Below are 18,703 nucleotides of genomic sequence, written 5' to 3'. Positions count from 1 at the left end.
ATCGACTGACCTCGAAGGAGGGCTCCAGAGGTCTCCGAGATTCCTGGAGCCCTCCTTCGAGGCTCACTTCGTTCGCACCTCAGGATGAGGTCGCGACCAGGATGAAGCGGGCTTCGCTCACCGTGCCGCCGGCGCAAACAGCCCCAGGAACAACGGCCGCGCATACAGGTCCGCGGCGGTGTCCGGCGTCACCCCCGGCACCCAGGCCGGCAATTCGGCCGCCGCGTTGACCATGCTGGAGACGAGCTGCGCGGCGATCCCCGCATCGAGCGGCCGCACCGAGCCGTCCGCCATGCCGTCGACGAGGCAGAAGCCGAAGCGCTCGGTCAGGCGGTTCATGGTGCGGCGCGTCTCGGTGCGCAGGGCCTCCGGCAGGGCGCTGAAGGCGGTGACGCGCAGGAGCGGACCGCCCGGCCCGAGCTGGCTGCGCACCAGCGTGGCGGAGGCGGTGCAGATCCGGTCCCAGCCGCTGCCGCCGCGGGCGTCCGCCGCGTCCTGCACCGCCCGGATCTGCGCGAAGCTGCGGGCGAAGCAATTGGCGACGAGGTCGTCCTTGTTGTCGTTGTGGTGATAGAACGAGCCCTTGGTGACCTTGAGGAGGCCCGAGATCTTCTCGACCGAGGCGCCGCGATAGCCCTGCTGGTTGATGAGGATCGTGGCGGCGCGCAGGAAGGCCTCCGGCGACACCTCGCTCTCCTCTGCGGGCGCCGGCTCGGGCAGAGGGTCCGGCCGCCAGGCCGAGCCCGGCGCCGCCAGGCCGTTCGTGAGGAGGTCGGCCATCCGGGCGCCGGCCCGCGCGTAGTCGCGCGGCTCGTAGCGGTGGATCCACAGCCGGGTCGAGTGCATCACCGAGAGCAGCAGATGGGTGCGGGCGTTGCGGTCCTGCCGGTCGAGGCCGCCCTCGTCGAACAGGCCGCGCAGGCGGCGGAACAGCGCGTTGTAGGCCGAGAACACGCTCTCGGCCTGGGGCGCGGGCAGCGCCCGCACGTCGTTGAGCACGGCGATGTCCGGCTCCTCGCCCGCCGCCATCGCGGCCCGGTGGGCGACCGCGAGGTCGAGGAGGCGCGCGAGCCGCGCCGGCCCGTCCGGCGCCGCCTCGGCCCGGGCCACCAGCCCGTCGAGCACCCCGATCGTGTGCAGGAAGCAGGCCGCCGCCAGATCCTCCTTGCGGCGGTAGTAGTAGGTGACGCTGTTCGTCATCAGCCCGACGCTGCGGGCGACGTCGGCGAGCGTCGTGCCCTTCACGCCGGCCTCGTTGATCAGGGCGGCGGCGGCGTGGAGGATGGCGTCGCGCTTCAGGGCGTAGCGCCGGGTCTGGCGCGGCGCCGCGTCGGGGGCGGGCACGGTCTCGGGATCGAGGCTGCGGGGCATGGGGGGATTGAGCACTGTCGCGGGGGCGCTGACAAGCCGGCGATCACGGATCCGTGCGGTAGTGCTCCCGGTACCAGGCGACGAAGGCCGGGATGCCGGCCTCGATCGGCGTCTGCGGCACGTAGCCGACGAGGTCGCGCAGCAGCGCGGTGCTGGCCTCGGTCTGCGCGACGTCGCCGGGCGGCAGGTCGCGCAGGTGGCGCACCGCCCGGCATCCGAGCGCGTCTTCGAGGGCGTCGATCATCGCCGACACGCTCACCGGCCGTCCGCCCCCGATATTGACCATCCGGTAGGGCGCGACCGGGCTCAGGGTGTCGGCCGCCGAGACGGGATCCGCGCCGGGCGGGGGAGGGGGGATGTCGACGAGCCGCGCGATGCTCTCGACGAGGTCGTCGATATAGGTGAAGTCCCGCACCGCCCGGCCGTGGTCGTAGACGTCGATCGGCTCGCCGGCCAGGATCTTCCGGGTGAACAGGAACAGCGCCATGTCGGGCCGGCCCCACGGCCCGTAGACCGTGAAGAACCGGAACGCCGTGGTGGGGATCTGCCACAGATGGGCGTAGGAATGCGCCATCGCCTCGCCGGCGAGCTTCGAGGCGGCGTAGATGGTGAGCGGCCAGACCGCCCGGTCGGTCTCGCGGAACGGCGCTGCCCGGTTGCCGCCATAGGCCGAGGAGGTCGAGGCGAAGAGCAGGTGGCGCACCGTATGGGACCGGCAGCCCTCCAGCACCTGGAACGTGCCCACCACGTTGCCCGAGACGTAGGCTTCCGGGTGCTGCAGGCTGTAGCGCACCCCAGCCTGGGCGGCGAGGTGCACCACCACCTCCGGCCGTGTCCCCGCCATCAGGGCCGTGAACGCGCCGGGCTCCTCCAGCATGAAGGCGTGGGCCGAGAAGCCCGGCATCGCCTCGAGCAGTGCCAGCCGGGCCCGCTTCAGGGCGACGTCGTAGTAGTCGGTCAGCCCGTCGACCCCCACCACCTCGTGGCCGGCCTGCAGCAGGCGCCGGGCGAGGTGGAAGCCGATGAAGCCGGCCGTGCCTGTCACGAGGAAGCGCATGGCGGGTCCTTGGGGCGCGTTTGGCTCTCGCGGGGTCCGTCGCCCGCCCGGGGCGGTTACACCGACGGGGGGCGGGTTGCCAGCCCCGTGGGGTCCCGCCTCGCCTGGTTCTGCGAGCGCCCGATCGACTCGGCCGCCCGTGAGCGGCCACGACCCTCATTCCCGCATCGTGCCTCAGTGACGTTGCATGCACGGTGCTGGGGTTTTTGACCGCGGCATCGGCCTCTCCCACCCGCGAACCTCATCCTGAGGTGCCCGGCGATCGTCGATCGCTGGGCCTCGAAGGACGAGGTTCGCGGGTGGGAGAGATGAAAGTCTGCGGCCCTCATGCCGTGTCGTGGACTGTGGAGCTGCCTCGTGCAGCTCTGCTGGCTTCGTTGTTTTGCATCGTTTTCAGCGCCGAGCCGGTGACCGTTCCGGCACCCGTCGACCCGGCCGGCGGAATGATGCCTAGACCCGCCCCGCCGCCAGGTAGCGCCGCCGCCGCACCGCGCTCTCCGCGGCGAAATGCCGGTCGGGCGTGACCACGGCGCGGGTCGGCGGGCGGGTGCAGATCTCGGCCTCGGTGCCGCCGGCGCACAGCATGCCGAGCCGCGCCGCCCCGAAGGCGGCGCCGAGCTCCCCGCCCTGCGGGCAGGCGAGCTCCAGGTCGAGCGTATCGGCGATGAGCTGGTTCCAGAACGCCGTGCGCGAGCCTCCGCCGACGACGACGCAGTGGCGCGGCGCCGCGCCGGCCTCGCGCAGCACGTCGAGGCAGTCCGCCATCGCGAAGGCGACGCCCTCCAGCACGGCGTAGACCATCGCGTCGAGGCCGTGCTCGGCCCGAAGGCCGGTGAACGAGGCGGTGAGGTCCGGGTCGTTGTGGGGCGTGCGCTCGCCCGTGAGGTAGGGCACGAAGACCGGCGCGTGGGCGCGCCGGCCCGGATCGGCCGCGAAGGCCTCGGCCCGGGCGATCAGGGCGCCGACCTGAGCCCCCTCCCCGGCGAGGCCGGCGAGCCACGACAGGGAGGCGGCGGCCGAGAGCGCCACCGCCATGCCGTGCCAGCGCCCCGGCAGGGCGTGGCAGAAGGCGTGCAGGGTGCGCTCAGGCCGCGAGACCATCCGGTCGGTCGTCGCGAACAGCACGCCCGAGGTGCCGAGCGACAGGAAGCCGTCTCCGTCCCGCACCGCCCCGATCCCCACCGCCGAGCAGGCATTGTCGCCGCCCCCGCCAGCGATCGGAATCCTGTCTGCTCCCAAGCCCCATGCCGCCGCGAGGTCGGCCGAGAGATGGGCCGATACCTCCGAGCCCTCGACGAGGTCGGGCATCTGCGCGCGGCTGAGGCCGCAGGCGGAGAGCAGCGTGTCGTCGAAGCGCCGCGCTGCCACGTCGAGCCAGAGCGTGCCGGCGGAATCCGACATCTCCGACACGAAGGCGCCGGAGAGCCGCCAGCGGACGTAGTCCTTCGGCAGCAGCACCTTGGCGATCCGGGAAAAGGTCTCGGGCTCGTGCCGGGCGACCCAGAGGAGTTTCGGGGCCGTGAAGCCCGGCATCGGCACGTTGGCCGAGCGCACCGTGAAGTCCGGCACGCGGGCGAGGAGCTCGGCGCATTCCGCCCCGCAGCGGCCGTCGTTCCACAGGATCGCCGGGCGCAGCACCTGGCCCGAGGCCGAGAGCAGCGTGGCGCTGTGCTGCTGGCCCGACAGGCCGATCCCCCGCACGGGGCCCAGCTCGCCCCCCGGCGCCCGGGCGCGCGCCTCGGCCACCGCCGCAAGCGTCGCCTGCCACCACGCCTCCGGGTCCTGCTCCGACCAGAGCGGCCGCGGCCGCGCGATCGCCACCGGCGCGCCGCCCTCGGCAAGGCAGGTCTGGGTCTCGTCGAGGAGGACCGCCTTCACCGAGGAGGTGCCGATGTCGATGCCGAGGAAGCGGGCGGGTTGGGTCATGCAAGGCTCGCGGTTGGTCAATCCGGCTGGCGCCCGCTCAGATCGCGAGCCCGGCCCCGTCGAACAGGTAGATCTGCTCGGGCGCGACCCGCACAGGCAAGTCGTCGCCGGCCCTGACCGGGGGGCGGCCGGGGGTGAGGATCGACAGGGTCTCGCCCTCCGCCGGCCGGGCGTAGATCTGGGTCGAGCCGCCGAGATTCTCGGTCATCTCCGCCCGCAGGCGGAGCGAGGGCGCGGCGCCGTCGAGGGCGAGGTGCTCGGGCCGTAAGCCGACCGTGATCCGGTCGCCGACGCGCGCCCCGCCGCGGCGGGGTGCGGCGGAGAGATGGCCGCCCACGAAGCTCGGATGCGCCAGGGTCAGGCGGCCGTCCGCCGCCTCGGTCACGGTGGCGGGGAGGAAGTTCATCCGCGGCGAGCCGATGAAGCCGGCCACGAAGGTGTTGACCGGGGCGTCATAGAGCTCCGAGGGCGTGCCGACCTGCTCGACGCGGCCGGCCCGCAGCACCACGATCCGGTCGGCCAGCGTCATCGCCTCGATCTGGTCGTGGGTAACGTAGACCATGGTCACGCCGAGCTTCTGGTGCAGCCGGGCGATCTCGATGCGCATCTGGGTGCGCAGCTCGGCGTCGAGGTTCGAGAGCGGCTCGTCGAACAGGAAGAGTTTCGGGTGGCGCACGATCGCCCGCCCGATCGCGACGCGCTGGCGCTGGCCGCCGGAGAGCTGGCGCGGCTTGCGCTGGAGCAGCGGCCCGACCTGCAGGATGGCGGCCGCCTCCTCGACCCGGCGGCGGATCTCGTCGGCCGGCATCTTCGCCATCTGCAGGCCGAAGGCCATGTTCTCGTACACGCTCATGTGGGGGTAGAGCGCGTAGGACTGGAACACCATCGCGACCTGGCGGGCGGCGGGCTCGACATGGGTGACCTCGCGCCCGTCGATCGACAGCGTGCCGGCGCTGATCTCCTCCAGGCCGGCGATCATCCGCAGCAGGGTCGACTTCCCGCAGCCGGAGGGGCCGACGAAGACGATGAACTCGCCCTTCTCGGCGCGGAAGCCGACGCCGTCGACCACCGTGTGGTCGCCATAGCGTTTGACGATGCCGTCGAGGCTCAGGAAGGCCATCTCGTGTCTATCCGTGATCGGCGGTGAGGCCCGCTTCCGCGAGGTCGTCGGCGAGGGGGGCGGCTTCCGTCGCCCACGCGTCGCGCTCGACCGTGTTGCGGACCTCGAACAGGGTCAGGTAGGTCTGGTAGGCGCGCTCGTGCGCCCGCGCCCAGGCCGGGTCGGGGGTGAGCGCGGCCTGCTCCGGCGCCATTGCGTCGAGGGCGCCGAACAGGTCGGGGACGAGGCCCGCCGCGGTGGCCGCCACCATGGCGGTGCCGAGCAGCACCGGCTCGGCCGCCTCGCCGACCACCAGGGTGCAGCCGAGCGCGTCGCGGTAGAGGCGCATCAGGAGCGGGTTGTGCCGATGCCCGCCGGCCAGCGCCACCGTGTCGATGGCGTAGCCGTGGCGGTTCAGGTGCTCGCGGATGTGCCGGGTCTGAAGGGCGAGCGCCCGGGCGGTGGCGTAGTAGGCCTCCAGGAACGACCGCTCGCTCGTCTCCTCGCCGATTCCCGTGAGGAGGGCCCGCACCCGCCCGTCGCCGAGCGGCGCCCGGTTGCCGAGCCAGTCCGGAACGACGTGGCGGCGGGCCGCGAAGGCCGGCCCCTCGGCGTCGAGGCAGGCCAGCACCGCGGCGGCGGCCGCCGCGTGGCGCTCCGGCGTCGGCGGCCCGGGGCTCGCCGGGTGGTGGGCCAGCACGGCGTCGAGGGCGGCGCCCGACAGGCTCTGCCCGGCCTCGTGCATCCACAGGCCGGGGAAGACCGCGTCCTTGAACGGGCCCCAGACGCCCGGCACGAAGCGCGCGTCGGGAGCGAAGGGCATGAACGAGGTCGAGGTGCCGGCGATCATCGGCAGCACCCGGTTGAGGCGCGGACGGCAGTCGCGCCCGAGCACCCCGAGGGCGCCGGCCTCGGCGTCGATCAGCCCGACCGCGACCGGCAGGCCGGGCGGCAGGCCGAAATCCCGCGCCGCGTCCGCGCCGAGCGGGCCGTGCACCGTGCCGACATGGGCAGGCGCCGCCGCGAGGCGCCCGAGGCTGGTCAGGTCCTCGAGGCCGAGCGCGTCGAGGAGGTCGCGGCACCAGGGCTCGTCGTCGTTCGGCAGGTAGGGCCACTTGCAGGCGAGGCCGCAGACCGAGTGGCGGTCGATGCCGGTCGCCCGGTAGGCGAGCTCGTCGCAGAGGTCGCGGGCGGCCGTCAGCCGGGCCCAGGCTTCGGGGCGGTGGCGCTTGAGCCAGAGCAGCTTCGGCAGGTTCGTCTCCGGCGAGACGGCGCCGCCGACATGATCGAGGAAGCGGTGGCCGGTGCGGTCGATGTCGAGCGCCTCCGCCTCGCCCCGGTGGTCCATCCAGCAGACCACGTCGGCCTCGCCGTCGAGCGGGGGCTCGCCCGTGGCGGTGAGCGCGAGCGACGAGGTGGCGTCGAAGGCGAGCCCGGCGACCCGCGCGGCCGCGCCGGGCTCTACTGCCATGGCCTCGCGCAGGCAGGCGCCCACCGCCGCCCAGATCTCCGCCATGCGGTAGACCGCGTGGTGCTCGGCCGGGCGCAGCAGCCGGAACGGCGCCTGGCGCGCCGCGAGGCAGCGCCCGTCCAGGGTGAACAAACCGGCCCGGGCCGACAGGGTGCCGACATCGACGGCGAGGACGAGGGGGGTGCTCATCGCGCTGCCTGCGCGGTGTGCCGGTGATCGGGCGCGCGGCGGATCATTGGACGGCGCGCAGTCCCGCGGTCACGCGTGACGCTCAGGGCCTGTACCGTGAGCGTGTTCGATCCCATCCTCGACCTCATCCTGAGGTGCCGGGCGATCGAAGATCGCGCGGCCTCGAAGGAGGCCTCCAGATCGCTCTGAGACTTCTGGAGGCCTCCTTCGAGGTCAGTCGATCTCCAATCGACTGACACCTCAGGATGAGGTCGCGGATGGGACAAGCAAGTCAACCAAATCGACCAGGTTCCGAGATAATGTGATCGCGCTTGGACGGGCTCGCCCCTCCGTCGGCCTCGGCTCGTCACGATCCCGCTCACGCGCGCGCCTCCTCGTCCAGGATCATCCCCGCCACCGCCTCGTCGGTGACGAGGCGGTTGACGTAGCGCGCGCGCAGCACCGCCGCCACGATGCCGGCCTTGTGCGGGCCGCCGGCGGCGAGGATCGAGCACGGCACCTCGCGCAGGTCGTCGGGCGGCAGGGCGACCGCGCGGGCGTTGAGGGGGTGGTCGACCGGCCGGCCGTCGCGGTCGAGGTAGACGCCGAGCAGGTCGCCGACCGCGCCGGCCGCCGCGAGGGCCGCGCGGTTCTCCGAGACGGTCTGGGTGCGGGCCAGCAGCGAGAGGTCGGACAGGTCGCCGGCCGCCACCAGGGCGACGTCGGCCTGGCGCGCCCGCCGCATCGCCTCGGCGAGGCCGTAATGGGTCAGGAGCGCGAGCCGGTTCTCGCTCGACGGGCAGTAGATCGGCGCCGGCAGGTAGTAGCACTCGGCCCCGAGCGCCCGGGCGAACTCCGTCGCGACCTCGAACGTGTTGGTGCCCGAGCCGCGGGTCAGCCCGCCCATCAGGGCTGCCACCCAGGCGCCGGGGAGGCGCCGCGGGGTGATCCGCCGGGCCGCCGCCGAGAGCGTGCTGCCCCAGCCGACGCCGAGGCCGCGGCCCTCCGCCAGCAGGGGGTCGAGCAGGGCGCCCGCCGCCTCGCCGATGACGCGCTGCTGGACGGCCGGGTCGCCCACCGCCGGCACCACCACGGCCTCGGCGAGGCCGAAGCGATCCCTGAGCCGCGCCTCCAGGGCGACGCAATGGGCGAGCGGCATCCGCAGCTCGATATGCACCGAGCCGTCGGTCCGGGCTTGGCCGACGATCCGGTTCACCCTGAGGCGCGTGATGCCGAGCCGGTCGGCGATCTCCTGCTGCTTGAGGCCGGCGATGAAGTAGTACCAGGCCACCCGGGCCCGGACGTGCTCGCCCTCGTGGTCGGCCTCCTCGGCACCCGCCCTCACGCGGCCGCCTCGCGCAAGATCAGCGCCGAGCGGCGCACCGCGTCGAGCACCGAGGCGTCGTCCTGCTCGAACGGGTAGAACACCTCCAGGAAGACCGGCGCGTGGCCGAGGCCGGCGCTGCGCTGGAGTTCGAGGGCGGCGCGCGGATCGACCCGGCCCGGCTTCGTCAGGTCCCAGTGGCGGTCGAGCTGGTAGTCGGTCTGCTGGAGGTGGACCGCGCCGATCCGGTCTCCCAGGCCCCAGAACCACGGTTCCATCGCGGCCCGGCCCGGCCCGTAGAGCGGCTCGTAGGTGCCATGACCCCAGTCGACGCAGTAGCGCCAGGGCAGGGCGGTCCCTGCGAGGTCCTCGGCCATCCGGACGGCCTGGGCGACGGTCCAGGGCCATTCCCGGCGCAACGGGGTCGGCTCGACCAGGAGCTCGGTGAGCCCCGCTCCGGATGCGGCCTCGGCGAGGCGGTGCATCCGGGCGATCAGGTCGCGGTAGTCGGAGTCGGGGATCGCCTCCGCCTCGTGCCCGTCCGGGCGCGCCGCCACCGCCCCGAGGGGACCGCCGACCCGAGCGATGCCGGCCCGGGCGGCGAAACGGTAGGCGCGGGTGAGCCAGTGCTCGGCGACGTCGCGCAGGCGCGGGTCGGGGTGGAGGAGCTGGTTGAAGCTGTAATGGGCCAGCCCCACGAAGGCGCTGTGGACCGTGATCCCGTGGCGGGCCGCAATCTCCCGGATGTCGTCCGCCGCGGCGTCGAGCACCGCGTCGGGCCAGAGCGGATCGACGAGGTCGAAGGTGAGCTGGACGAGGTCGAGGCCGAGCGCGTCCCGCACCAGCGGCGCCCAGAGCGCCGGCGTGACCCAGCGCTTGACGCAGAACGACAGGTTGATGCCGACGGGCGGGCTCGTCGCTTCCCGGGTCGTCACTTCCTGGGTCGTCGCTTCCGGGTTGGTCACTTGGTCGCCCCCATGGTGAGGCCGCGGACCATGTGGCGCGAGACCGCGAGGGCGAACAGCGTCACCGGCAGCACGATGACGGTGCCGGTCGCCATGATCTTGCCCCAGGGCAGCTCGTAGCCGGACATGAAGCTCGTCGCGACGACGGGGGCGGTCTGCACCTGGCGGCGGGTGAGCACGAGGGCGTAGAGCAGCTCGTTCCACGAGAAGATGAAGCTGAAGATCGCCGAGACCGCGATGCCGGGCACGCCGAGGGGCAGGTAGATCCGCCGGAAGATCGTGAACTGGTCGGCGCCCTCCAGGCGGGCCGCCTGTTCGAGGTCGCGCGGGATCGACCGGAACTGGTCGGTGCAGATCCAGATCACGATCGGCAGGTTGAAGGTGAGATAGATCAGGATCAGGACGAGGTGGGTGTCGAGCAGGTTGACCTGAAGCGCCAGCAGGTAGACCGGCAGGGCGAGCACGATCGGGCTGATCATCCGGTTCGAGATGAACCAGAACCACAGGTCGCGCTTGCCGCGGAACTCGAACCGGGCAAGCGCGTAGGCCGCCGGCGTGCCGAGGCAGACCGCCAGGACGGTGGTGGTGCAGACCACGATCAGGGAGTTGACGATGGCGCCCGAGACCTTCTGGTCGGCGAAGATCTCGGCGTAGTGGGCGAGCGTCGGGCGGAACAGCCACACCGGCGGCGAGGCCAGCAGCGCGGCCTGCTCCTTCAGGCTCGACGACACCATCCAGTAGAACGGAAACAGGGTGAAGCCCAAGGTGACGAGGAGCCCGAGGGCGTGGAGCACGCGCGCGGATCGGCCGGTCACGAGTCGATCTCCCGGTAGAGGAGGCGGATGTAGAGCCGGCTCAAGGCGATCGTGACGATCAGGAGCAGGATCGCCTGGGCCGAGGCGGTGCCCATGTCGAAGACCCGGAAGCCGATCCGCTGGATGTAGATCGAGATCAGGTCGGTGGCCGAGCCCGGCCCGCCCCGGGTCATCACGAACACCATGTCGAACAGCTTGAGGATGTCGGCCGAGCGCAGGATCAGCACGGCGGTGAGCCCGGGCAGCAGGTAGGGCAGCTGGACGTGGCGCAGGAGCGCGAGCCGCGAGGGCGTCTCGAGGCGCGCCGCTTCCTCGATCTCCACCGGCACCATCGACAGGCCGGCGAGGAAGATCAGGGCGCAGAACGGTGTCCACTGCCAGATGTCCATGATGGCGATCGCCGCGAAGGCCCCGGCCGAGGAGCCTAGCCAGTCGAAGCCGCCGAGCCCGACGAGGCCGAGCAGCTGGTTGGCGACCCCGAAGTCGCGGTTGAAGATCAGCCGCCCGATCAGCCCGACCACCGCGAAGGTGGTGGCGAGCGGCACCACCAGCGAGACCCGGGCGAGGGCCCGCAGGAAAGGCAGGCCCGGCTGGTGCAGCATCAGCGCGATGGCGATGCCGAGGACCAGCTCGACCGGCATTACGGTCAGGAAGAACTTGGCGGTGAGGAGGAGCGAATCCCAGTAGGTCCGGTCGCCGAGCACGCCCAGGTAGTTCTCGAACCCGACGAACGGGAAGCCGTCCCGCGGCCGGGCGAGGTTGTAGCGCCGGAACGAGGTCACGAGCGCGAACAGGGTCGGGTAGATCCCGATCACCAGGAGCGTGCCCACCGCCGGCAGCAGGAACCACAGCGGCGTCAGCCGGCCGTAGCCGGGATTGAGGCGCTGCGGCGCGGCCGCGTCGCGGGCGGCGGGCGCCGCGGCTGCGGCCCCGGTCTCGGCAGCAGCGGGCGCCGCAGCTGCGGTCCCGGTCTCGGCAGCAGCGGGCGCCGCAGCTGCGGCCCCGGTCTCGGCAGAGTGTGGGGTCATTCGAGATTGGTGTGGTTGGCGCGCATCGCCTCCGGGCTGACGCCGAGCTGCGCGCGGAGCTTCACGATCATGATCTCGAACAGCACGAACAGGGCGCCCTCGTAGAGCGATCCCATCGGCAGGATCGAGGCGCCGCCTCCGTTCTCCGCCTGGTCATCCGCCATGGTCTGGGCCGGGACGACGAGGACGCGGTCGGCGCGGCCCGCCGCCTCGCCCTGCCCTTGCGCCGTCACCACCAGCACGGCGGCCCCGGCGGCGCGGGCGGTGTCGATCAGCGCCAGCACGGTCGAGAAGCTGCCGGGCCCGGCCGAGACGACGAGCAGGTCGCCCGCTCCGATCGGCGGGGTCGTCATGTCGCCGACGACGCTCGCCTGAAGCCCGAGGTGGAACAGCCGCATGGCGAGGCCGCGCACCTGCAGCCCCTCGCGCCCGACGCCGTAGAGCGCGACCCGCCCCGCCCCGGCGATCGCCGCGACGGCCGCGTCGACGGCGTCGTCGTCGAGGCGCTCGAAGACGCGCTCCAGCTCGGCGAGGGCCTGGCGGTAGGGGGTGGGCACGGGCGGTTCTCCTGAGAGCCTGCTTGCTTCGCCGAGCCAGGTGACCTGGCACGGACGTCGACACCTCTCCGCGTCATCCCGGGGCCGCACAGCGGAGCCCGGGATCCAGAACCGCTGAAGGTTCAGGATTAGGCGGGAGGCAATCCGCCTTCTTCCGAAACACCTGCGCGTCTGGATCCCGGGCTCCGCTGCGCGGCCCCGGGATGACATCGAGGGTTTCCCTTCGGTCGGCTCCCTCGGACAAGCTCCGAAGTGAGCCGGGATATCGTCCCGGTCGAGGCGCGAAATACGCCCCGACGCCTCCGCCGCCCTACTGCAGCAGCGCCTTCTTGCCGGAGTAGTACCCTTCCTTGGCCAGGATCCCCTCCATGCGGCTGCCGATCTCCTTGGCGCCGGCCGCCGGGGTGGTCTCGCCCAGCATCATCTTCGAGCCCCACTCGGCCACGACCTCGGAGATCGCCGGCCAGGCCGGGAAGCGGGGGCGGTATTGCGGCACGCCCTTCTGCCAGGAGGCGACCATCGGCTCGACGAACTTGTACGAGGCCTTGATGTCGGGCTGCTGGTAGATGGAGGTGCGGCCCGAGACGCCGCCGGCCTCGACATAGGGGCGGGCGATCGCCTCCGAGGTGGCCCACTGGATGAACAGCCAGGCCGCCTTCTTCTCCGCGTCGGAGGCCTGCGAGGCGACCGCGAGGGAGAAGCCGCCGAGGGCCGGCAGGCGCCCGGCCGGGCCTTCCGGCTCCGGCGCCACTGCCAGGCAGTCGCCGAGCTTCGAGGTCTTCGGGTCGGTGAGCGTGCCGTAGAAGGCCGACCACTCGGTGATCATCGCCACCTGGCCCTGCGCCAGGGCGTTCACCGCCTCATTGTGGTCGAAGCTGACGACGCCCGGCGGCATGACCTTCATCAGGTCCTGGCGGAACTGCAGGCCGGCCTGGCTCTCGGGGCTGTTGAGGTTGGACTTGAAGTTCTTGTCGAGGAGCGAGCCGCCGAACGGCCAAAGCACCCGCATGAAGCTGTCGGCCGACTGGGTCTCGCCGCGGCGCGACTGCAACGCGAAGGCGAACTGGTTCTTGTCGGCCTTGGTCAGCTTCGGGGCGTAGTCCTTGAGCAGCGCCTCCCAGGTCGCCGGCGGCTTGTCGAAGCCGGCGTCCTTCAGCATGCAGGCGTTGTAGAACAGGAGGCCCGAATAGTTGTCGAAGGGCAGGCCGTAGACCTTGCCGCCCCAGGACCCGAAGGCGTCGAGCAGGAGCGGGAAGAAGCCCTGCAGGTTCAGGTTCGGGTCGGTGATCCTGGCGTCGCCCTTGAGACCGTCGATCGGCTCGATCCAGCCGTTCTCGGCGAACTCGCCGATCCAGACAAGGTCGACCAGCGCCACCGTGAGGTCGCCGCGCGAGGTGAAGTTCAGGACCTGCTTCTCGCGGGCGTTCTCGTAGGGGACGATCTCGTAATTGACCTTGATGCCGGTCTTCTTCTCGAAGTCCGGCAGGAGCTTGATGATGGCGCGGTAGCCCGGCCGGTCGAGGAAGGTGGTGGTGACGGCGGTGCCCTTGAGGGGGGCGGCCGCGCTCTCCAGCCAGTCGGCGGCCCGGGCGGGGGCCTGCCACAGGGTCGCCCCCGCAAGGGCCCCTCCCGCCAGGACGGCCAGGGCCGCGGCGGTGCCTCTCGTGCGTTTCCTCATCGATCCCTCGTTATTGGGTTCAAGATCGTTATTGAGATGAAATTCTTGGCCGTTCTGGCGTCATTGCCCGTTGGGGTAGATCAGGGTCTTGACGACGCCGGGGGTGTTCTGGGCGTGGCGCCCGAAGGCGGCCGCCGCCCCGTCGAGGCCGACCCGGTGGCTGACCAGGCTGGCGACGTCGACCTGGTGGTTCTCCACGAGCGCGATCGCCCTGGCGTAGACCTCGCCCATCCGGCGCGCGAACTTGATCTTGAGGCCACGGCGCCGGGCCTCGGCGGCCGGCATCGTGTAGACGTCCCCGTCCGGGATGCCGACGAGCACGGCCCGGCCGCCGATCTTGGCCGCCCGCACCGCATCGCGAAACCCCTCGGGCGCGTTGGTCGCCTCGACCACCAGCGGGCAGCCCTCGCCCCGCGTCCAGTCGCGGATGTCCTCGACCGAGGCGCCGACGGCGGCCGCGCCGAGGCGCCGGGCGAGGTCGCGCCGGTGCTCCTGGGGGTCGACCGCCAGCACCTCGCCGGCGCCCGCCACCTTGAGCACCTGCAGGATCAGGAGGCCGATCGGCCCGAGCCCGATCAGGGCGACCCGCTCGAGGAGCCGCGGCTTGGCGAGGTCGACCGCGTGGATCGCGACCCCGAGGGGCTCCAGCATGACCCCGTCGAGGGGCGTGAAGTGCTGCGGCAGCGGCACGACCTGGCTCTTCGGCACCCAGATCTGCTCGGTCATGGCGCCGTCGAAGGGCGGCGCGCCGATGAACTCGACGTTGGGGCAGAGGTTCGGGTGGCCGCGCTCGCAGAACTCGCAATGCCGGCAGGCCTTGTTGGGGTCGACCGCCACCAGCGTGCCGCGGGCGAGTCCCAGCTCCGGGTCGTCGCAGGTCAGCCGGCCGCAGAATTCGTGCCCGGGCACGAAGGGCTTGGCGATGGTCGCCGCGCCGATGCCGCCGTCCTTGAAGTAGTGCAGGTCGGAGCCGCAGAGCCCGACTGCCGCAACGTCGAGCAGGGCCTCGCCGGGCTGGCCGTCGCGCAGCGCGTAGGGCGCAAGGCGCGCATCATAGGGGCCGTGGAGGTAAAGGGCGTGGTGCGTGGGGCCGTTCATCGGCGCTCCGGCGTGCGTTTCCGGCGCCTTTCTTACAGATGTAATTCACAGGATGCAAGTGTATGAACCCCGCCGGTCTTGTCGTCGCCGGTGAGGGGGGCAGGCGGCCCGCGCGGAGCGCGATGCCTGGTCAGCGGGCTGGACGCGGAGCGCGCCACCGGCGGCGTCCCGACACGACGCCTCCGCACGGGTTCCGCCTTCTCAATCGGCGAAAGGGTCCTTGTGTACCGGAGGCGCCACGTAGACAGGAGAATCGGCCGCCGCGAACGGGCCAAGGATCTCGGTGATGCCGCCTCGGCGACCGGAGCGTGCGGAGACGTGACGGTCTGGGTCGCCGTCGCGATGTCCATATCCCCGCCCGTGCGGCCGGTCGTCGTCCCGGTCGGGGACGTGTCTCACGACATATCCAAGACGGCCGCTTGCGACCGACCGGACGGTCTCCCCCATCGGGAAGCCGGAGTTGATCTCCACGAACCCGGAAGGCCTGGCGTGGAACGCACGCTCGCCATCCGGGTTGGCAAGGGTCTCGACGACCGGCAACGGGGTGCCGTTGGGCCGGATGCGGAGGAACAGTGACTCGGCGTCCGCCGAACCGGACGCCAGGGTGGCGATCCCGATCCCGGCAAGCAGCCGATACACACGGAGCCGAACGTTCGGCTCTCCCGCGCGTGAATCCGTCCTGATCGTCATGTCCGGGGACTCGAAAAGAGGCTCGATCTTCAAACGACGCAGCCCGATCACGGCGGGGCTCTCCGGGTTCAGCGGATGCCGTCACTCGAAGTCAGGGCCGCCATCATAACCGGGGTCGACAGAGACGGGCTCGGGCGAGGCGTCGTAGGCATCGAGGGCCGCAGCACCCAGGAACGTTCCGGCCGCTGCGCCGAACAGGCCGAGCGCGACGCCCCCGCCCCGATATTCGCCACCGCGGTAACCTCTGTGGACCACATTGCGGTAGCCGTAGCCGTAGCCGTAGCCGTAGCCGTAGCCGTGGCCGTGGCCATATCCGTGCGGGCGCGGTGCGTAGCCGCGGTAGCCGCCGAAGGCCGGGCGTTGGACGAAGGCGCGGGCCTGATAGCCGCCGAACCCAGGCGCTCGGACACCGCCGAAACTCGGCCGGACGCCGCCGGCGAAGCCGCCTGCGCGCGCCCCTCCGCCACCGCCGCCGTGGAACGGGCGGGCCTCGGCAGTCGAGGCTGCGAGCGCGGCAATGCCAAACAAGCCAAGAGCCAGATGGACAGCGTGTTTCATATTTCTCATCCGAATTTTTATTGACGCCCGCGACGCCTCGACAAGGTGTCACGAAAAAAATTGCAGTCAAAGATCTATGTAAACTGTGGTTAAGGCATTGATGTTCGATACGCGACGCGATCGACAGGGTCCAGGAACGAAGGCTTCACCCCTCTGCCATGTTCATCCATCACGGCCTGGGCGAGGCGCCCGGATCCCCGTTCGACGCCCGCCCGAGGCGACGGACGGACCGGCCTCGACCTCCTGGCATCCAGCAAGGCCCTCGCCGACCGGTCCACACACAGGAAGGAGCAGGTCGCCGAGCCAGCGCGGTCCCATCCCGCAGCGTCAGGCGCGCGACGGGCGGTGTCGGACGCCAGCCCGGCGCCAGCGACGCCGGGTAAGGTGGATCATCGTGGCGTCGATCCGTGCCCGCTCTTCACAAGGGAGGGCCGGGTGAACGATTCGGCCTTTCGGGTGGTTGCCTCTCGGCCGCCGCAATCGGCACTATGCTCGCTACGGGTGAGATGACCGCACGGATGCAGCGCGCAATGAAGACGCGAACCGGCGACCGGGCAGGCTGGTTCGGGCCGGGCGGCGGGCCCGAGGGGCCGCCCCCGACCCGGTGGAGCCTGCGGCGCCGCTTCGCGCTCGTCCTCGCCGGGGCGGGCCTCGCCGGAGGCCTCGCCCTCGGCCTCGGCTTCCTGGCCTTCGTGGCGGGCCTCGCCCGGGCGGAGCGGCTTCCGCTCGGCCCCTCGGACGGGATCGTGGCGCTGACCGGCGGCGCCCAGCGCATCGAGGACGCGATGGACCTGCTCGCCGGCGGCTACGGCCGGCGCCTGCTGATCACGGGGGTCAACGAGCGCACCAGCCGCGACGAGATCGCCCGGCTCAACCCGGGCCAGCAGCATCTGATCGCCTGCTGCGTCGATCTCGACTACCGGGCCCGCAACACCATCGGCAACGCCATCGAGATCCGCCGCTGGATGCGCGAGAACGGGTTCCGCAGCGTCGCCGTCGTGACCTCGAACTACCACATGCCGCGCACGCTGGTGGAGCTCGACCACGCGCTGGCGGGCGGCCACCGGGTGGTCCCGCACCCGGTCGTCTCGGACGGGATCGACCCCGACCAGTGGTGGCGCCACCCGGCCTCGGCGCGGCTGCTCGCCTCCGAATACGTGAAGTTCCTGGTCGCCTGGGTCCGCACCCGCTTCGAGAGCGATCCCGAGCATTCGAGCGCGGCGGTGCTGGTCAGCCGCGGGCACCCGGTGAAGGTGGTGGCCGAGCCGCTGATGCGGTGAGGCGGCTCGGCGCCCCCTTCTTTCAGGGGCCCCCTCGTCAGCGCCCCTTGCAGCGGGTCCGGAGCAAATCCGAAAACTCCTTCTCCGAGCCCTGGACCTGAGCCAGGCGCTCGCTCCGCTCCGTGCCCGAGAGGCAGCGGCCGTAGACGGTCGCGGCGCGGCGCATCGTGTCGACGTGCTGGCGCCAGCCGCGGCAGCGGTCGGCCTCGCTGTCGCCCAGCGTCTCCAGGCGCTCGATCGCCATCTTCTGCGAGGATTGCGCCACGAGGAGGTCGCGGGCGCAGGTGCCGTCGACGGCGTTCGCGCCGGGGGCGGCCAGGACGATGGCGGCCGGCAGCATCGCCGCCGCGAGGACGGGTCGGCGCATCGTCACGCCGCCTGGGCGGGGGATTGGGTCAGGAGGGCGTAGAGCGCGTCGGCGTCGCGGGCCGCGCGGATGCGGTCGATGATGCCGGGCTCGCGCAGCACCCGGGCGACCCGGGCGAGCGCCTTGAGGTGGTCGGCGCCGGCGCCCTCGGGGGCCAGCAGCAGGAAGGCGATGTCGACCGGCTGGCCGTCCAGGGCCTCGAAATCGACCGGGCGCTCGAGGCGGGCCATCAGGCCGAACAGCGTGTCGAGCCCCGGCAGCTTGCCGTGCGGGATCGCCACGCCCTCGCCGATCCCGGTGGAGCCGAGGCGCTCGCGCTGGAGCAGCGTCTCGAAGATCTCCCGCTCGTCGAGGCCCGGCAGGTGGCGGGCCGCGTGGGCGGCCAGCTCCTGCAGAACCTGCTTCTTCCCCTGCGCCCGCAGCGCCGGGAGGACCGCCTCCGGCTTCAGGAATTCCAGCAATGGCATCGAGACCGCTGCCTCATCGGCGGGGAGCGCGAAGGGCGCCCCCTGCTCATGTTCCAGGACCGGAGGCCCTCCGGAAGCGGGGCGACGAGCCCGCTCACGGAGTGCCGCGTTCCGGCGGATCGATCCACCCGATCGCGCCGTCGCCTCGACGGTATACGACGTTGACCCGCTCGGTTCCAGCGTGAACGAAGACGAGGACGGGGACACCTGTGAGATCGAGCTCCACCACCGCCTCGCTCACCGTGCGCCGGTGCAGGGTGCGGGTGCTCTCGGCGATGATCGGCGGGTGATCGCCGGTATCCTCCTCGGGCGCCTCCATCACCGAGTAGGCCGCCTCCATCACGGCGGTGTCGCTGAGGAGCGCGCCATCGACGGCCGCCTCCTTCGCGTGCCCGTTCGGATGGCTCTTGAGGCGGTGCTTGTAGCGGCGCAGGCGCTTTTCGATCCGCTCGGCGGTCTGGTCGAAGCTCGCATGGGCGTCGTGGGCGGCGCCCGAGGCCTCGAGGGTGATGCCGGAGGGCAGGTGCAGCACGCAGTCGGTGCGGTAGGCGCTGCCGTCCCGCGCGACCGTCACGTGACCGTGGTAGGCGCCGTCGAAGTACTTGGTGAGCACGGAGGCGATCCGCTGCTCCACCCGGGTTCTCAGGGCTTCCCCCAGATCCACGCCACGACCTGACACGCGCAACGCTGCCATCGGCTCCCTCCGGTCTCGTCGTTCGTCGGCCCGCGCCCCGGGGACGTCTCCGGCGCAAGGGCCAGCCTTCAACAGCTAGGAACGGCCGGA

The 18,703-nt window shown here is 71.9% G+C and carries 18 protein-coding genes; 1 reads left to right on the top strand and 17 read right to left on the bottom strand.

All coding sequences use genetic code 11. The features are described 5' to 3' along the window. Positions 1–117: 117 nt before the first annotated feature. From EU555_RS29935 to EU555_RS29865, 14 genes are all read right to left on the bottom strand, one after another. Complete coding sequence (locus tag EU555_RS29935; protein ID WP_135418991.1) at positions 118–1,371, bottom strand: TetR/AcrR family transcriptional regulator; 1,254 nt, start codon at positions 1,369–1,371, stop codon at positions 118–120. 43 nt (positions 1,372–1,414) lie between these two features. After that, on the bottom strand, positions 1,415–2,428 hold the full coding sequence (locus EU555_RS29930) for an NAD-dependent epimerase/dehydratase family protein (protein WP_135418990.1): 1,014 nt from the start codon (positions 2,426–2,428) through the stop codon (positions 1,415–1,417). 450 nt (positions 2,429–2,878) lie between these two features. Continuing rightward, complete coding sequence (gene xylB, locus EU555_RS29925; RefSeq protein WP_135418989.1) at positions 2,879–4,354, bottom strand: xylulokinase; 1,476 nt, start codon at positions 4,352–4,354, stop codon at positions 2,879–2,881. A 37-nt stretch (positions 4,355–4,391) separates the two neighbouring features. After that, positions 4,392–5,474: an ABC transporter ATP-binding protein gene (locus EU555_RS29920; protein WP_135418988.1), complete on the bottom strand. Its 1,083-nt coding sequence runs from the start codon at positions 5,472–5,474 to the stop codon at positions 4,392–4,394. Between the two features lie 7 nt (positions 5,475–5,481). Continuing rightward, positions 5,482–7,113: an FGGY-family carbohydrate kinase gene (locus EU555_RS29915; protein WP_135418987.1), complete on the bottom strand. Its 1,632-nt coding sequence runs from the start codon at positions 7,111–7,113 to the stop codon at positions 5,482–5,484. 358 nt (positions 7,114–7,471) lie between these two features. Next, complete coding sequence (locus EU555_RS29905; RefSeq protein WP_135418985.1) at positions 7,472–8,437, bottom strand: sugar-binding transcriptional regulator; 966 nt, start codon at positions 8,435–8,437, stop codon at positions 7,472–7,474. After that, on the bottom strand, positions 8,434–9,381 hold the full coding sequence (locus EU555_RS29900) for a sugar phosphate isomerase/epimerase family protein (protein ID WP_245524566.1): 948 nt from the start codon (positions 9,379–9,381) through the stop codon (positions 8,434–8,436). The genes EU555_RS29905 and EU555_RS29900 overlap by 4 nt, the downstream gene beginning before the upstream one ends. After that, entirely contained in the window at positions 9,378–10,196 is an 819-nt protein-coding gene (locus EU555_RS29895; RefSeq protein WP_135418984.1) for a carbohydrate ABC transporter permease, read from the bottom strand. The genes EU555_RS29900 and EU555_RS29895 overlap by 4 nt, the downstream gene beginning before the upstream one ends. Continuing rightward, the gene (locus tag EU555_RS29890; protein WP_135418983.1) at positions 10,193–11,224 is read right to left on the bottom strand and encodes a carbohydrate ABC transporter permease; all 1,032 of its coding nucleotides are present in this window, start codon (positions 11,222–11,224) and stop codon (positions 10,193–10,195) included. Before EU555_RS29890 ends, EU555_RS29895 begins: the two co-directional genes overlap by 4 nt. Beyond that, on the bottom strand, positions 11,221–11,781 hold the full coding sequence (locus tag EU555_RS29885) for a phosphoheptose isomerase family protein (protein ID WP_135418982.1): 561 nt from the start codon (positions 11,779–11,781) through the stop codon (positions 11,221–11,223). Before EU555_RS29885 ends, EU555_RS29890 begins: the two co-directional genes overlap by 4 nt. 310 nt (positions 11,782–12,091) lie before the next feature. Continuing rightward, on the bottom strand, positions 12,092–13,459 hold the full coding sequence (locus tag EU555_RS29880; RefSeq protein WP_135418981.1) for an ABC transporter substrate-binding protein: 1,368 nt from the start codon (positions 13,457–13,459) through the stop codon (positions 12,092–12,094). A 60-nt stretch (positions 13,460–13,519) separates the two neighbouring features. Then, positions 13,520–14,557 (bottom strand): zinc-dependent alcohol dehydrogenase, encoded by a 1,038-nt coding sequence (locus tag EU555_RS29875; protein WP_135418980.1) that lies wholly within the window; start codon positions 14,555–14,557, stop codon positions 13,520–13,522. Positions 14,558–14,758: 201 nt separating this feature from the next. Then, on the bottom strand, positions 14,759–15,298 hold the full coding sequence (locus EU555_RS29870) for a hypothetical protein (protein ID WP_135418979.1): 540 nt from the start codon (positions 15,296–15,298) through the stop codon (positions 14,759–14,761). 30 nt (positions 15,299–15,328) lie between these two features. Beyond that, a complete protein-coding gene (locus tag EU555_RS29865) occupies positions 15,329–15,805 on the bottom strand; it encodes a hypothetical protein (protein ID WP_135418978.1) in 477 nt (158 codons plus the stop codon). 530 nt (positions 15,806–16,335) lie between these two features. On the opposite strand from EU555_RS29865, the gene EU555_RS29860 reads away from it, so the two are divergent. Then, positions 16,336–17,085 (top strand): YdcF family protein, encoded by a 750-nt coding sequence (locus tag EU555_RS29860; RefSeq protein ID WP_167858708.1) that lies wholly within the window; start codon positions 16,336–16,338, stop codon positions 17,083–17,085. A 37-nt stretch (positions 17,086–17,122) separates the two neighbouring features. Here EU555_RS29860 and EU555_RS29855 read toward each other — a convergent pair whose 3' ends face one another. The 3 genes from EU555_RS29855 to hpf all read right to left on the bottom strand — a co-directional run bounded on the left by EU555_RS29855 (position 17,123) and on the right by hpf (position 18,613). Next, a complete protein-coding gene (locus EU555_RS29855) occupies positions 17,123–17,452 on the bottom strand; it encodes a hypothetical protein (RefSeq protein WP_135418976.1) in 330 nt (109 codons plus the stop codon). 2 nt (positions 17,453–17,454) lie between these two features. Beyond that, a complete protein-coding gene (gene ptsN, locus EU555_RS29850) occupies positions 17,455–17,919 on the bottom strand; it encodes a PTS IIA-like nitrogen regulatory protein PtsN (protein ID WP_135418975.1) in 465 nt (154 codons plus the stop codon). A 94-nt stretch (positions 17,920–18,013) separates the two neighbouring features. After that, a complete protein-coding gene (hpf, locus tag EU555_RS29845) occupies positions 18,014–18,613 on the bottom strand; it encodes a ribosome hibernation-promoting factor, HPF/YfiA family (RefSeq protein ID WP_135418974.1) in 600 nt (199 codons plus the stop codon). Positions 18,614–18,703: the final 90 nt, after the last annotated feature.

It is taken from the genome of Methylobacterium nonmethylotrophicum (assembly GCF_004745635.1).
GTDB lineage: Bacteria > Pseudomonadota > Alphaproteobacteria > Rhizobiales > Beijerinckiaceae > Methylobacterium > Methylobacterium nonmethylotrophicum.
This window is presented reverse-complemented; position numbering and strand designations above follow the sequence as displayed.